General features: G+C 62.3%; 15 protein-coding genes. 3 read left to right on the top strand and 12 right to left on the bottom strand.

What is annotated here, in order from left to right; all coding sequences use genetic code 11:
- Positions 1-306: 306 nt before the first annotated feature.
- Positions 307-1,506 carry an MFS transporter gene (locus HRH33_RS09730; RefSeq protein WP_167417577.1) on the top strand — a complete coding sequence of 400 codons (1,200 nt, stop codon included), beginning with the start codon at positions 307-309 and terminating at the stop codon, positions 1,504-1,506.
- Positions 1,507-1,527: 21 nt separating this feature from the next.
- On the opposite strand, the gene HRH33_RS09725 is transcribed toward HRH33_RS09730, so the two are convergent.
- The 12 genes from HRH33_RS09725 to ccmA all read right to left on the bottom strand — a co-directional run bounded on the left by HRH33_RS09725 (position 1,528) and on the right by ccmA (position 11,603).
- Positions 1,528-3,018: a M10 family metallopeptidase C-terminal domain-containing protein gene (locus HRH33_RS09725; protein ID WP_167417578.1), complete on the bottom strand. Its 1,491-nt coding sequence runs from the start codon at positions 3,016-3,018 to the stop codon at positions 1,528-1,530.
- Positions 3,019-3,331: 313 nt separating this feature from the next.
- Positions 3,332-3,904, bottom strand: a complete 573-nt coding sequence (gene phnN, locus HRH33_RS09720; RefSeq protein WP_167417579.1) for a phosphonate metabolism protein/1,5-bisphosphokinase (PRPP-forming) PhnN — start codon at positions 3,902-3,904, stop codon at positions 3,332-3,334.
- Positions 3,905-4,245: 341 nt separating this feature from the next.
- Positions 4,246-4,641, bottom strand: a complete 396-nt coding sequence (locus HRH33_RS09715; RefSeq protein ID WP_040266271.1) for a lipoprotein — start codon at positions 4,639-4,641, stop codon at positions 4,246-4,248.
- Between the two features lie 14 nt (positions 4,642-4,655).
- Positions 4,656-5,849 (bottom strand): c-type cytochrome biogenesis protein CcmI, encoded by a 1,194-nt coding sequence (gene ccmI, locus HRH33_RS09710; RefSeq protein ID WP_167417580.1) that lies wholly within the window; start codon positions 5,847-5,849, stop codon positions 4,656-4,658.
- Entirely contained in the window at positions 5,842-6,315 is a 474-nt protein-coding gene (locus HRH33_RS09705; protein ID WP_034096635.1) for a cytochrome c-type biogenesis protein, read from the bottom strand. The genes ccmI and HRH33_RS09705 overlap by 8 nt, the downstream gene beginning before the upstream one ends.
- Positions 6,312-6,848 (bottom strand): DsbE family thiol:disulfide interchange protein, encoded by a 537-nt coding sequence (locus HRH33_RS09700; protein WP_034096634.1) that lies wholly within the window; start codon positions 6,846-6,848, stop codon positions 6,312-6,314. The genes HRH33_RS09705 and HRH33_RS09700 overlap by 4 nt, the downstream gene beginning before the upstream one ends.
- Complete coding sequence (locus HRH33_RS09695) at positions 6,845-8,833, bottom strand: heme lyase CcmF/NrfE family subunit (RefSeq protein ID WP_034137540.1); 1,989 nt, start codon at positions 8,831-8,833, stop codon at positions 6,845-6,847. Before HRH33_RS09695 ends, HRH33_RS09700 begins: the two co-directional genes overlap by 4 nt.
- A 3-nt stretch (positions 8,834-8,836) precedes the next feature.
- The gene (gene ccmE / locus HRH33_RS09690; RefSeq protein ID WP_034096632.1) at positions 8,837-9,292 is read right to left on the bottom strand and encodes a cytochrome c maturation protein CcmE; all 456 of its coding nucleotides are present in this window, start codon (positions 9,290-9,292) and stop codon (positions 8,837-8,839) included.
- Positions 9,289-9,465, bottom strand: coding sequence for a heme exporter protein CcmD (gene ccmD, locus HRH33_RS09685; protein WP_034096631.1), 177 nt, complete (start codon positions 9,463-9,465; stop codon positions 9,289-9,291). Before ccmD ends, ccmE begins: the two co-directional genes overlap by 4 nt.
- Positions 9,462-10,217: a heme ABC transporter permease gene (locus HRH33_RS09680; protein WP_034137538.1), complete on the bottom strand. Its 756-nt coding sequence runs from the start codon at positions 10,215-10,217 to the stop codon at positions 9,462-9,464. The genes ccmD and HRH33_RS09680 overlap by 4 nt, the downstream gene beginning before the upstream one ends.
- A gap of 85 nt (positions 10,218-10,302) precedes the next feature.
- Positions 10,303-10,971 carry a heme exporter protein CcmB gene (gene ccmB, locus HRH33_RS09675; RefSeq protein WP_034096629.1) on the bottom strand — a complete coding sequence of 223 codons (669 nt, stop codon included), beginning with the start codon at positions 10,969-10,971 and terminating at the stop codon, positions 10,303-10,305.
- Positions 10,968-11,603 (bottom strand): cytochrome c biogenesis heme-transporting ATPase CcmA, encoded by a 636-nt coding sequence (ccmA, locus tag HRH33_RS09670; protein ID WP_167417581.1) that lies wholly within the window; start codon positions 11,601-11,603, stop codon positions 10,968-10,970. Before ccmA ends, ccmB begins: the two co-directional genes overlap by 4 nt.
- Before the next feature lie 200 nt (positions 11,604-11,803).
- Between ccmA and fliK the strand changes: the two genes are divergently transcribed.
- Both fliK and HRH33_RS09660 read left to right on the top strand, forming a co-directional pair.
- Positions 11,804-13,381 (top strand): flagellar hook-length control protein FliK, encoded by a 1,578-nt coding sequence (gene fliK, locus HRH33_RS09665; RefSeq protein WP_167417582.1) that lies wholly within the window; start codon positions 11,804-11,806, stop codon positions 13,379-13,381.
- On the top strand, positions 13,378-13,707 hold the full coding sequence (locus HRH33_RS09660) for an EscU/YscU/HrcU family type III secretion system export apparatus switch protein (protein ID WP_034112674.1): 330 nt from the start codon (positions 13,378-13,380) through the stop codon (positions 13,705-13,707). The genes fliK and HRH33_RS09660 overlap by 4 nt, the downstream gene beginning before the upstream one ends.

Genomic DNA, 13,707 nt, shown 5'->3' with positions numbered 1-13,707 from the left:
AACCCAGGCACCTCGGTGTGTCAGCTAAAACCACATCGCCGGGAATGGGGCCGCTTCGCAGCCCAACGCGGGCGGTGCGACGATTCGACAAGCCCGCTCACCACAGCAAGCCCCCTCCCGCAGAGTTATTTCAGCCTTTGAGACTTGTGTAGCCCCCTTCCACATTGGTTTTGCGCGGGGGGCTGGGTAGATGTTTCAGAATGTATCATCAGCCGACATAAGTACTATCATTCCAAGCGGCCTACTCGTCGCAAAGCCTTGCCTTTACCCTCGCAGGCCATCTTCCTTCGCTTTTATGAGAACACCATGAACGCTACCCCACACTCAACAAGCACCATGACCCGAGGCATGGTGATGCTGTTTGCGTTTTGCTGCGGCGCCATCGTCGCCAATATCTACTATGCGCAGCCGATCATCGAACTGATCGCGCCGGATATTGGCCTCACCCCCGCCATGGCCAGCCTGATTGTGTCCCTTACGCAAATCGGCTACGCCTTGGGCCTGTTCTTTTTGGTGCCCCTGGGAGACTTGCTGGAAAACCGCAAATTGATGATCGCCACCACTGTGGTGGCCATTGCCAGCCTGCTGGGCGCGGCGGTTACCGAGCAACCGAACCTGTTCTTGCTGGTGTCGCTGTTGATCGGCTTCAGCTCGGTGTCGGTGCAGATCCTGATTCCCCTGGCCGCGCACCTGGCGCCCGCTGAATCCCGTGGTCGGGTGGTCGGCAGCATCATGGGCGGGCTGCTGTTGGGCATTTTGTTGGCGCGGCCGGTGTCCAGCGTGGTCGCCGATCACTTCGGCTGGCGCGCGATGTTTATGGCTGCGGCGGCGTTGATGGTGTTTATCAGCGTGGTGCTGATGCTGACCATCCCCAAACGCCAACCCGATCACAGCGCCAGCTATGGCCAACTGCTGCGCTCGCTGGGCACCTTGTTGCGTGAACAACCGCTGTTGCGCCAACGCGCCTTTTACCAGGGTTGCCTGTTCGCCACCTTCAGTTTGTTCTGGACCGCGGCCCCGCTGGAGTTGGTGCGCAACCACGGCTTGAGCCAGACCCAGATCGCGATTTTCGCGCTGGTCGGCGCCATCGGCGCCATCGCCGCGCCCATCGCCGGGCGCCTGGCCGATGCCGGTCACACCCATCGCGCATCGTTGCTGGCAATGCTGTTCGCAGCGCTGAGCTTCCTGCCGGCCTTGGTGCATCCGCTGTACAGCGTGATCGGCCTGGCGGTCACCGGTGTGGTTTTGGACTTCTGCGTGCAGATGAACATGGTCCTCGGCCAGCGGGCCATTTACGCGCTGGACGCCAACAGCCGCAGCCGCCTGAACGCGCTGTATATGACCAGCATCTTTATCGGCGGCGCCTTCGGCTCGGCGATTGCCAGCAGCGTGTACGAACACGGCGGCTGGCTGGCGGTGATGCTGGTGGGCAGCGCGTTTCCACTGGTGGCGCTGCTTCGGTTCCTCAGTGCGTCACGTCAGGCCCCGGCGCGGGCTGCGGCCTGACGCGCAGCGGCTGACCCAGATTCAGGTGCGCTGGCCACGGGCGCCCGATGACTGAAGAAAGCTTTGCATCCATTGCATCAACAGGGTCAACGCCTTGACCAGCACGTCTCTGAACGTTGCGTTGCTGTCTGGGTTCACGTTTGGTGGTGGCGTGGGTGTCGGTTGCGGCACCACCCTGGGGAGGGGTTTGACTTCCGGCTGTTGCCCATTCCACAGCACATCCCCTGGGGTGATCCTGCCGATGCTGTTGACCTGGAAACCGCCACTGCCGGTGCCCTTCAGGTCGATCTGCAGGCTTGACCGGCCGGTGGCCGCATCGTGCTTGAGCACAGCCTCGCCTGCACGCCCGGTGAAACGTTCAGTGAATACCAGGGCGCTCAACCCGGCCTCCTTGAGCACGCCGGATACGTCGAGCTTGTCGGTGCCACTGGTGAAATCCTCGATCAGATCCGGTTGTTGAGGCGTGGAATCGCTGGCCTTGTCGTAGGAAAAAATATCCGCGCCGCCACCACCGCGCAGGGTGTCCGCACCGGCCCCGCCCTTGAGCCGATTACTGGCTTCGTTGCCAATCAACACATCGCGCCCGGCACCGCCGATGGCGTTCTCGACCGTGCAGCCCTTGGCGATGGACACATTGCCCTTCAAGCCACCCACGTCGGAAAACGATTCGGCGTTCAGATTGATCTTCTGGTTCTGGGAAAATCCGGAAAAGTCCAAGGTGTCTTCGCCCCCGCCATCCCACACGCAGAAGATGGGCTTGTCGGAGGCGCTGTTGAGGGTCATGGCTTCGCGCTCGCAGTTGGCATTGAAGCCATAGGTGGTGTCGGTATTGCGGGTTTGGTGATTAGCGCCGTACAGCCGTTGGGCCGCAGCGATGTCATCCATCATCGGCGCGCTGGGGTTGAGCATGTGGAAGTCATGACCCGCCTGGTTCCTCTCCGACCAGTAACTCATCACACTGCGCGCCTTGGTGTCTCCGGCATACACCGCGCCCCGCTGGTAATCACCACCGCCGTTGTAGTTGCCTGGGTGCTGCAGACCGATGGCATGACCGATCTCATGCACGGCAGTCAGCGAAAAATGACTGCCCAATGCCGGGGAAGTGCTTTCCCTTAGCGTGCCGATGCGTGCCGTGGTACTGGCGGTGAAACGCGTGGGTGAAGTGGCGACGCCACGGTCGCTACGCGGGTCTCTTTTGATGTGGACCGTGCCGTCGGCCGCCGTTGCTCGCTCCTTGAACGTGATATTGGCCACGTCCTCCCAGGACTGTACGGCCTGGCGCACCCGGCGTTGCTGCGCGGCGCTGAATTGCGGGTCCACGGCGTAGGAAAGTTCAAGCCTCTTGTCGTTGTTGCGGTCGTGAAAGCGCAGATTATCGCGGGTGATTTGCTTACCGGCCTGGTCCGTGGTGTAGGTCGGTTTGTTGTTGGCGCCCACACCGAACGGGCCTGGGTCGGAAATAGGCAAAGTTTCAAGGGAGGGTTTAGCGACCACTCGATCAGCATGAATCATGGGGCAGTGCACTCACTCAGGTTAATAAACAAGCCGAACCCATCGGCATCGATTTATTAACGTCTCATGCCGACAAACCTTCGGAAAGTGCCGATTTGCTTCGCACTGCAACAGCGGGCTGTCGGGGTAACGCGCGCTAACTAAAGGAAGAGCCCCATTACACTTCTCACAATCGGACACAGACCGACCGTGCTGAAAAGCGCTTGAATCCACAGAAATAAAACAAACGGCTACACACCAACAGCCCTTGAACTACGCCCGTTGCCCATTAGCCGGGACACATCCGCTCAAACTACCGATGCCCTGCCGGCGTTCATGCACAGGCTGAATGCCCTTGCTCCAGGCAACACAGCAAACGCTCCACGGTATGTTCCAGCGGGCCGGAGTTATCCAGCAGCAAAAGCCCCGCGCCGTCACCGGCCCGCATCTGCGCCGTAAACCGGGCATTACGCGCCAGGCGCTTTTCAATATCCGCCAGTGTTTCCCGTCCCCGTGCCACCAGACGCTCGCGTAACACCGCCTGATCCACGGTCAGCAATAACACCAGCAACGTTGGATAGCGCTCGCGGGTCAGCGCCAGGTGCGCGCGCGAACCATTGACCAGTACGTCCTCCCCCGCCGCCAGCCAGTCGTCGATCACCTTTGGAATGCCATAACACAAACCATTGGCCTGCCAGCTAAGCGCAAACGCCCCTTGCGCCTCCATTACGGCGAACTGTTCGGGGCTCACACCCTGCGCCGCCTCGCCTACCGCTTCCGCCGAGCGGGTAATCACGCGACGCACAATGCGGCAACCGCGCTCGGCCAGACGCGCACGCGCGGCCTCCAACAGGCTGTCCTTGCCCGAACCCGATGGGCCGATGAGATAGATCAACCTGCCTGCCATTGAAACAGCCTCTGCGTATATCACCAGCCGTATTGGGCGGCTGGCAGCACCTGGGAAATTGTCGCGAGACAGTATAGAGGGTGCGTAGAGACTCAAAGCAACGTATCAGTGTGAGGTGAGGTAGATACCTTGGGTAAACCGGCGGTACGAGAGCGCACCTTGCCTGGATATCTAAAGAGATCCACTGTGGGAGGGGGCTTGCCCCCGAGATCGGTGGGTCAGTCAGCCCATCTACCACTGACACACCGTGATCGGGGGCAAGCCCCCTCCCACAGGGATTTCAGGTGTTTGGAGGAATGAATATCAAGATGAAAAAAGGCGACCCCAAAGGTCGCCTTTTGTCACTGCGCGTATTGCTTACTCAACCCCGGCGGCACGCCGTGCACGTCCGTCTCCTCCCATGGCCCGTTGGGGCTGATGGAGCGGCTCCAGCCGTTGCTCCAGCGGTAGTAGGTGCGCTGGCGGTAGAAGGTGTCGGGTTGTTCGTCCAGCACATACACCTGCATCTTGCCGTCCCAGTGGCTGGCGGCGCCCGGTGGTGGGGCGAAGGTCGGGGACTTGGTTGGCAGCGGCTTTGGCGGCGGGGTTACCGGGCCGGACGGTTTGGTGCTGGGCTGGGTCGATGGGCCCGACGGCGGGATGGTCGGGCCGGTCGGCGCAGGCGGTGGCCGGTGGACCGCACAAGCGCTCAGGCCCAATACCAGGCTGAGCAAGGTGATACGTGCGAATGCGGTCATGGTGTTTCCTCGAATTACTTGTCCGGACTGTCGATGGTCAGCTGCTGCAACGCAGTGGTGGAGCTGGCCAGGGGTTGGCTGCGGCCGATCCACTCGCCGGCGGTCGGTTGACCAGCCCGGGATATGCGCGCAACCAGTTGGACTTCGGGGAAGTTGGACAGTTTCAACTGCGGCATCATCGCGTCGGCATCGCCCAGTTCGACGGTGATCGGCAACTCGGCCACGGTGACGCGCTTGGCCGCCAACGGCGCCGGCGGGCCACTCACGGCACGGGCGAAGATAAACACGCTGTCGCCTGGCAGGGCCTTGGCCTTTACGTCAGCGGACACATCCACGCGCACTTTCAAGGTTGCCGCCTTAGGCGCCTGGGCGACGGTGCCGCCACTTTCCTTGAGTTTTTGCGTGGCGCGGTCGATGCCGCCTTGCAGCGCGACGCGGGAGTTGTCTTCCGCGGGCAGTTGCGCGAGTAGACGCCCCCAGTAGTCGATAGCGTCCTGATAGCGCTCGCCTTCAAACGCGGCGATGCCGAGCAAGCCGAGGCTGGTGACTTCTTTCGGGTCGAGCTTCAACGCCTCGTCCGTCAATGCCTGGATCTTCGGCGACCATTGTTTGTTGTCGGCAAAATACTGGGCCTGGGCCCACTGGCCGAGCAGTTCCGGCTGGCGACCGGCCAGGGCCACGGCGCGCTCGAAGACCTTGGCCGCATCGGCGGAGCGATCCTGGGCCATGTAGGCGCGACCGAGGAAGTACAGGCCTTCGGCCGAATCCGGCTGGGCGGCGGCGGCGCGCTCTAAACGCTGGGTCATGTCTTGCAGCGACACCGGCGGCTGGGAGAATTCGCGGGTCAGTTCCACCTTGTCGCTGGCACCAAAGTGCAGGTACAAGCCCAGGCCCAGAATCGGCACCAGAAACGCGGCCAGCAACGGCAGCGGTTTACCCAGACGCGATTCGCGGGGGGCTTCCACACCTTCGGTGTCGGCCAGCAATTCGCGGGCGGCTTCGGCGCGGCCGGTGTCGAGTTGCGCGGCGTCAAGCACGCCTTCGGCCTGCTGGGTTTGCAGTTCGGCCACGCGCTCTTGGTAGAGCGCCACATTCAGTGCGGTGCGATCCTCCTCGCGCTGGGCACGGCGGCCACGTAACACAGGGATCAACAGAAAACTCAGGGCAACCAGAAGCAGCAAGCCTGCTGCGAGCCAGAAATCAATCATCAGAGGTTTTGTCCAGCAAGTGGTCGAGACGTTGGCGCTCTTGAGGGGATAGCGCGTCGGAGCCATCGGTGGGCGCGGCGCGGCGACGGCGGACGATCACAGCCATTACCACCACACCGGTCAGCAACAGCGCGGCGGGGCCAAACCAGAGCAGCGCGGTCTTGCCGGTCAGCGCCGGTTTGTAACGCACGAAGTCACCGTAGCGGTCGACCATGAAGTCGATGATCTGCTGGTTGTCCTTGCCCTCCCCCAACATGCGGAAGATCTCTTTGCGCAGGTCAGCAGCGATGGGCGCGTTCGAGTCGGCAATGTCCTGGTTCTGGCATTTAGGGCAGCGCAGTTCTTTGGTCAGGTCGCGAAAACGCTCACGCTCGGCGTCATTGGCGAACTCATAGGTGTCGATGGCGGCGTGGGCCACGCCGGCCAAGCCCAGTGCCAGTACGGCAGCGGCTAACAGGCGCTTCATGGCTTGGCCTCATCAACCAGCGCCTGGTACTTGGCGGCCAATTGCTCGCGCCATACCACTTCGTCGATCACCCCGACGTACTTGTCGCGGATCACGCCCTTGGCATCGATGAAGAAGGTTTCCGGGGCGCCGTAGACGCCCAGGTTCAGGCCGAGATTGCCGTCTTCGTCGCGGATGTCCAATTGGTAGGGGTTGTGGAACTCGGCCAGCCATTTAAGCGCCGCCGCGTTGTCATCCTTATAGTTGATGCCGTAGATCACCACGCCGCGCTCGGCCAGTTTGTTCAGCACCGGATGTTCCACGCGGCATGAGATGCACCAGGTGCCCCACACGTTGACCAGCGCTGGCTTACCCAGCAGGTCGGCACGGGTCAGGGTTTTATCGCCCTGCACGGTAGGCAGGGAAAATTCCGGGAACGGCTTGCCGATCATCGCCGAGGGCAGTTCGGCCGGGTCCAGGTACAAGCCGCGATACAGGAAGACCGCCACCACCAGAAACGCCGCCAGCGGCAACACCATTAACCAACGCTTCATACCGCCGCTCCTTGCAGGCCGAGCGCTTCACGCACGCGGCTTTTGACCTTGACTCGATAACGCCGGTCCAGTGCTGCCAGCAAACCACCGAAACCGGTGAGCAGGCCGCCGAACCAGATCCAGCGCACGAACGGCTTGACGTGCACGCGCACCGCCCACGCCCCCTCGCCCAGCGGTTCACCCAGGGCCACATAGAGGTCGCGGGTGAAACCGGCGTCGATACCGGCCTCGGTCATCATCGAACTCTGCACGGTGTAGAGGCGTTTTTCCGGGTGCAGCACGGCGATTTCCTTGCCGTTTCGGACGACGCGCACGGTGCCTTTGTCTGACGTGAAGTTCGGCCCTTCGAAGTGCTTGGCGCCTTCGAAAATAAAGTGGTATCCGGCCAGGTCCATGGATTCGCCCGGTGCCAGGCGCAAGTCGCGCTCGGCGCTGTTCTGGCTGGAAAGCACTACGCCGAGGGCGCACACGGCAATGCCCAGGTGCGCGATCTGCATGCCCCAGTAGCTGCGGGTCAACGTCGGCAACCCTTTGATCAGGCCTTTGTGGCGGGTTTTGTCGACGATGTCGCGCACGCCGGCCAGCAGCACCCAGGCTGCCAGCAGGAACGTGGCCAGCACCGCCCAGTTGAAGTCGCCGTAGGCGATACCCGCGATCACGGCGAGGGCCACGCTGCCCAGCAGCACCGGCATCAACATGCCGAGCAGCCATTTCACCGGGGTGTCCTTCCAGCGCACCAGTACGCCGACCGCCATCACCACCATCAACAAGCCCATCAACGGAATAAACAAGGCGTTGAAATACGGTGGGCCCACGGACAGCTTGGCGCCGCTCAACGCATCCAGCACCAGCGGGTACAACGTGCCGAGCAGGATCATCGACGCGGCCACCACCAGCACCAGGTTATTGCCCAGCAGCAGGGTTTCCCGCGACCACAGGTTGAAGCCCACCTGGCTCTTGACCACCGGCGCGCGCAGGGCGAACAGGGTCAGCGAACCACCGACCACGAACAGCAGGAATATCAGGATGAAGATGCCGCGCGCCGGGTCGGACGCAAACGCGTGCACCGAAGTCAGTACGCCTGAACGCACAAGGAAGGTGCCCAGCAGGCTGAGGGAAAAGGCCGCGATGGCCAGCAGCACGGTCCAGCTCTTGAACACGCCGCGTTTTTCGGTGACCGCCAGGGAGTGAATCAGCGCGGTGCCCACCAGCCATGGCATGAACGAGGCGTTTTCCACCGGGTCCCAGAACCACCAGCCGCCCCAGCCAAGTTCGTAGTAGGCCCACCACGAACCAAGGGTGATGCCAATGCCGAGGAAAGCCCAAGCGACGATGGTCCACGGCCGCGACCAGCGTGCCCACGCCGCATCCAGCCGCCCGCCAAGCAAGGCGGCGATGGCAAAGGCGAAGGCCACGGAGAACCCCACGTAGCCCATGTAGAGCATCGGTGGGTGCACAATCAGGCCGATGTCCTGCAACAACGGGTTGAGGTCATGACCGTCCGCCGGAACCTGCGGCAGGATACGGCTGAACGGGTTGGAGGTGATGATCAGGAACAGCAGGAAGCCGATGCTGATCATGCCCATCACGGCCAGCACGCGGGCCAGCATGATTTGCGGTAACTGGCGCGAAAACACCGACACCGCGAAGGTCCAGCCGCCGAGGATCAGCGCCCACAGCAGCAATGAACCTTCGTGGGCGCCCCACACGGCGCTGAACTTGTAGTACCAAGGAAGTGCGCTGTTGGAGTTATTGGCGACATAGGCGACGGAAAAATCGTCGGTCATAAAGGCGTACGTCAGGCAACCGAAGGCGAACAGCAGGAACGCAAACTGCCCCCAGGCAGCCGGCTGCGCCAGGCTCATCCACAGTCGATCACCGCGCCAGGCACCGAGCAACGGCACCACGGCCTGAACAATCGCCAGGCACAGCGCGAGGATCATCGCCAACTGGCCCAGCTCGGGAATAAACAGTGCGGACGTCATGGCTTAGCCCTCCTTCGCGGGTGCAGGGGCGGACTGGCCGCTGTCTTTCAAGGCTTTGGTGACTTCCGGCGGCATGTATTTTTCGTCGTGCTTGGCCAGCACTTCATCGGCCACCACCACGCCGTCGGCGTTGAGTTTGCCCAGGGCGACGATGCCCTGGCCTTCGCGGAACAGGTCCGGGAGGATGCCGCGGTAGGTGATGGTCACGGCCTTGTTGAAGTCGGTGACCACGAAGGTGACGTCCAGGGAATCGCCGGAACGCTTCAGCGAGCCTTTCTCCACCATCCCGCCGGCACGGATGCGTGTGTCCAGCGGCGCTTCGCCATTGGCGATCTGGGTCGGCGTGTAAAACAGGTTGATGTTCTGCTGCAAGGCGCTCAAGGCCAGGCCCACGGCAATGCCGACGCCCACCAGGATGGCAAGGATGATCAACAGACGCTTTCTACGCAGCGGATTCACTTATCGGTCTCCCGGCGCAGACGACGCGCCTCTTGTTGCAGGTAACGCTTGCGCGCCAGGATCGGCGCGACGACGTTGAGGGCCAGCACCGCCAGGCAGATGCCATAGGCCGTCCAGACATACAGGCCGTGATGGCCCATGGCGAGAAAATCGCCGAAAGAACTGAAACTCATCCCCGCGCCCCCAGGCAGCTTTGCACTTCGGCCTTGACCCAACTGGCGCGGGCCTCACGCTTGAGCACTTCAAGGCGCATGCGCATCAGCAACACCGCGCCGAAGAAACAATAGAACCCCAGCACCATCAACAGCAGCGGCGCCCACATTTCCACGGGCATCGCCGGTTTTTCCGTGAGGGTGAAGGTGGCGCCCTGGTGCAGGGTGTTCCACCACTCCACCGAGTACTTGATGATCGGAATATTGATCACACCGACGATGGCCAGTACCGCGCAAGCCTTGGCGGCGCTGTCACGATTGCTGATCGCATTGCCCAGCGCAATCAGACCGAAGTACAGAAACAGCAGGATCAACATAGACGTCAGTCGTGCATCCCACACCCACCACGAGCCCCAGGTGGGTTTGCCCCAGATGGCGCCGGTAACCAGCGCCACGGCGGTCATCCACGCGCCGATGGGCGCGGCGCATTGCAGGGCCACGTCGGCCAGTTTCATCTTCCATACCAGCCCGACAATGCCGCACACCGCCAGCATCACGTAGCAGGACTGGGCCAGCAGCGCGGTGGGCACGTGGATATAGATGATGCGAAAGCTATTGCCTTGCTGGTAGTCCGGCGGCGCGAAGGCCAGGCCCCAGACCAGGCCGATGCCGATCAGCACTGCGGCGAAGAGGCTCAACCACGGCAGCAATTTACCGCTGATGCCATAAAACCATTTGGGCGAGCCGAGCTTGTGAAACCAGGTCCAGTTCATTGCTGTTTCCGTCACGGTTACCGCTTGTCGTGGCAAGCAGCTTAGGGTCTTTACTGGCGAAGGCATAACGCCCGGCCAGACCTCATTATTCGCCGACGCTGATCTTCAGGCCGGCGGCTATCGCAAAAGGTGTCAGGGTTACCGCCAGGGCGGTCAGGCTGCCAAGCCACAGCAGGTAACCGGTTGCCGGCATGCCCATGAGCGCGGCTTGCAAGGCACCGCTGCCGAGGATCAATACCGGGATGTACAACGGTAGAATCAATAGCGCCAGCAACAGCCCGCCGCGCTTCAAACCTACTGTCAGCGCCGCGCCCACCGCCCCCAGCAGGCTGAGGACCGGCGTACCGAGCAACAGGCTCAGCAGCAGAATCGGCAGGCATTCGACGGGCAAACCCAGCATCATCGCCAGCAGCGGCGAGAGCAAGACTAGCGCCAAGCCGGAAAAAGCCCAGTGTGCCAGTACCTTGGCCAACACCAGAAGTGGCAGGGGGTGCGACGAAAGGACCCACTGTTCCAGAGAACCGTCTTCGAAATCACTGCGAAACAGCCCGTCCAGCGAGAGCAGGACGGACAAAAGCGCCGCTACCCACACCAGTCCCGGCGACAAGGTTTGCAACAGTTTAGTCTCGGGACCGACCGCCAGCGGGAACAGCGCAATCACGATGGCAAAGAACACCAGCGGGTTGGCCAATTCAGCCGGGCGGCGGCACAGCAAGCGCGCTTCACGGGCGACCAGCAAGGCGAACACACTCATAGCGACCACCGCCCCAGGTCCAACTCACGGTAACCGGCGGGCACCCGCGTCAAACTGTGGTGAGTGGTGAGCAGCACCAGACCGCCCTGCTCGCAATGCCGGGCCAGGTGTTCTTCCAATTGGGCCACGCCTTGCTTATCCAGGGCAGTGAAGGGCTCATCGAGAACCCACAGCGGCGCGCCCGGCAAATACAGGCGCGCCAAAGCGACACGGCGCTGCTGGCCGGCGGACAACGTGTGGCAAGGCACGTCTTCAAAGCCTTTAAGGCCGACAGCGGTCAGCGCCTGCCAGATCGCCTCGCGGGACGCGGGGTGATGCAGGGCGGTGAGCCAGCTGAGGTTTTCTTCGGGGGTCAGCACATCTTTGATACCGGCGGCATGGCCAATCCAGATCAGATTGCGCGCCAATTCGCCGCGCTGCTCATTAAGAGGCTTGCCGTTGAGCCGCACTTCACCGGCCGTAGGTTGCATCAAGCCGGCCAGCAGGCGCAGCAGGCTGGTCTTGCCACTGCCGTTGGGGCCACTGACCTGCACCATGTCGCCGGCCGCCAGCCGCAGTTCGAGGTGCTCGAACAGCAGGCGCAGGTCGCGTTCACAGGCAAGCGCTACGGCTTCAAGAAGAGGGCTAGTCAAAAGATCGCGGGCCTTTACGGTTCAAGTCGGCGGTGCAGCGGCCGTTAAAGAGAGATGCACAATAACGGCTTTGGCGACCGATTTTAGAGAGCTGGATCAAATAGTTGTGAGGTTTTTACCGCTCTCTTTGCAGACGGGCGGCATTATACATGTGATGCCCTACTCTAAAGAGGGCAATTTCCCCAGAGACGGCGCACGCAATGACCGGTGAGATCAACCTTCCTACGTTACCTGCCAGCCCGGCGAGCGGCGTTCCATCGCTGCCGGCGGCCGGCGCACTGCTTAAACTGCTGGAGCCGCAGACGGGGCTGATCGACCCGGGGAAAACCGCCAATGCGGAAGTCATTGCCCTCAAACAAGGCGGCGAGGCTTTCCAGTTGCTGCTCAAGCTGACCCTCGATGGCGGTCGCCAGACCCTGGTGCAAGCCAGCAGCCCACAGCCGTTGCCCCTGGGCAGCAATGTGGCGGTCAGTCAGACGGCTGCAGGCAACCTGACCTTGAGTCTGCAGCAAGCGTTGAGCGCCAACGTCGCCGCCCTGACGCGCATCGATACCAGCAAAATCCCCGAAGGCACGCTGCTGCAGGCCAAGGTGCTGACCACCCAGGTGTTGCCCCAGGGCACCACACAGCCGGCGATCTACCGCTCGCTGGTCACAGTGCTCAACAGTGCCATGGCCGGCGCGACGCTGACCGTGGAGAGCCCGCAGCCGTTGCGCGTCGGCAGCCTGCTCAGCGCGGTGGTGCAGAACGCGCAAACCTTGAATTTCGTGCCGTTGAGCGGGCTCAAGGATCAGTTGGCCGTCACGCAACAGCTGGCGACCCAGCAAAGCCGCCAAGGTTCGCTGGATGCAGTGTTCAACGCGTTGCAGAACTTACCGCGTGAGGGCAGTACCTCGGCGGACCTACGCGCCGCCGCCGACCGTCTGCTGGCCGCCCTGCCGGACCTGGCCCAGGTGAGCAACCCGAAAGTGCTGGCCCAGGTGATTCAGAACAGCGGCGCGTTTTTGGAGGCCAAACTGCTGGCCGGGCAGAACCCGCAGGTACCGCCCCTGGATATGAAAGGTGCGCTGCTGCGGTTGGTCGCCGACCTGGTCCCCGCCCTGCCCGCCAATACCAACCTCAATGCCATCCTGGCCGCCAACACCCTGGCCCAGATGCTGCCGAACTTTGTGCGCAGCCCGCTGAATACCTTGGGGCAAGTCAGCGCACGCCAGGCACCGGTGAGCTTCCCTCTGCCCGAGCGCCTGATGGGCAAGCTGGAGGGCGAAGGCGATCTGGAAAACCTGCTGCGCCTGGCCGCCGGGGCGATCTCGCGCTTGCAGAGCCATCAGTTGTCGAGCCTGGAACAAACCGGCACTACGGCCGATGGCCGCCTGCAAACCACTTGGCAGTTGGAAATCCCCATGCGCACCCTGCAGGACATCGTGCCGTTGCAGGTCAAGTTCCAGCGTGAAGAACCGGCGCCGGACAAGGATCAGCCCGAACGCAAAGCCAATAAGGACGCCAAGCAGATGCTCTGGCGCGTCGAGCTGGCCTTCGACATGGAACCCCTGGGCCCATTGCAGGTGCAGGCGCAGTTGAGCCAGGGCAAGTTGTCGAGCCAACTGTGGGCGACCCGACCGTTTACCGCGAGCCTGATTGAAAGCCATTTGGGCAGCTTGCGCGAGCGCCTGGTGACCTCGGGCATCAACGTCGGCGACCTCGACTGCCACCTTGGCACGCCGCCACGAGGCCCCAAGACAGGCCTGGAACAACGCTGGGTGGACGAAACCGCATGAAGACCACCGAATCATCTCGCCAGGCGATTGCCCTCAAGTACGACGGCCAGCAGGCGCCGACGCTCACCGCCAAAGGCGATGATGCCCTGGCCGAAGCCATCCTCAAGCTCGCGCGGGAAAATGAAGTACCGATCTATGAAAACGCCGAGCTGGTAAAACTGCTGGCCCGCATGGAATTGGGCGACAGCATTCCCGAGGAGTTGTATCGCACCATTGCCGAGATCATTGCGTTTGCTTGGACATTGAAAGGCAAGTTCCCGGTGGGATTTGACCCGCATGCGGGCCCGGTGGAGCGGGATGTGACCGAGCGTGGCGATGACTATTGA

Origin of the sequence: Pseudomonas rhodesiae (genome assembly GCF_013285305.1) — a bacterium.
Lineage (GTDB): Bacteria > Pseudomonadota > Gammaproteobacteria > Pseudomonadales > Pseudomonadaceae > Aquipseudomonas > Aquipseudomonas rhodesiae.
This window is presented reverse-complemented; position numbering and strand designations above follow the sequence as displayed.

Bases quoted from the DNA above. Each gene is read 5' to 3' on its own strand.
- HRH33_RS09730 (WP_167417577.1), top strand. From the start codon at position 307: ATGAACGCTACCCCACACTCAACAAGCACCATGACCCGAGGCATGGTG.
- HRH33_RS09725 (WP_167417578.1), bottom strand. From the start codon at position 3,018: ATGATTCATGCTGATCGAGTGGTCGCTAAACCCTCCCTTGAAACTTTG.
- phnN (WP_167417579.1), bottom strand. From the start codon at position 3,904: ATGGCAGGCAGGTTGATCTATCTCATCGGCCCATCGGGTTCGGGCAAG.
- HRH33_RS09715 (WP_040266271.1), bottom strand. From the start codon at position 4,641: ATGACCGCATTCGCACGTATCACCTTGCTCAGCCTGGTATTGGGCCTG.
- ccmI (WP_167417580.1), bottom strand. From the start codon at position 5,849: ATGATTGATTTCTGGCTCGCAGCAGGCTTGCTGCTTCTGGTTGCCCTG.
- HRH33_RS09705 (WP_034096635.1), bottom strand. From the start codon at position 6,315: ATGAAGCGCCTGTTAGCCGCTGCCGTACTGGCACTGGGCTTGGCCGGC.
- HRH33_RS09700 (WP_034096634.1), bottom strand. From the start codon at position 6,848: ATGAAGCGTTGGTTAATGGTGTTGCCGCTGGCGGCGTTTCTGGTGGTG.
- HRH33_RS09695 (WP_034137540.1), bottom strand. From the start codon at position 8,833: ATGACGTCCGCACTGTTTATTCCCGAGCTGGGCCAGTTGGCGATGATC.
- ccmD (WP_034096631.1), bottom strand. From the start codon at position 9,465: ATGAGTTTCAGTTCTTTCGGCGATTTTCTCGCCATGGGCCATCACGGC.
- HRH33_RS09680 (WP_034137538.1), bottom strand. From the start codon at position 10,217: ATGAACTGGACCTGGTTTCACAAGCTCGGCTCGCCCAAATGGTTTTAT.
- ccmB (WP_034096629.1), bottom strand. From the start codon at position 10,971: ATGAGTGTGTTCGCCTTGCTGGTCGCCCGTGAAGCGCGCTTGCTGTGC.
- fliK (WP_167417582.1), top strand. From the start codon at position 11,804: ATGACCGGTGAGATCAACCTTCCTACGTTACCTGCCAGCCCGGCGAGC.
- HRH33_RS09660 (WP_034112674.1), top strand. From the start codon at position 13,378: ATGAAGACCACCGAATCATCTCGCCAGGCGATTGCCCTCAAGTACGAC.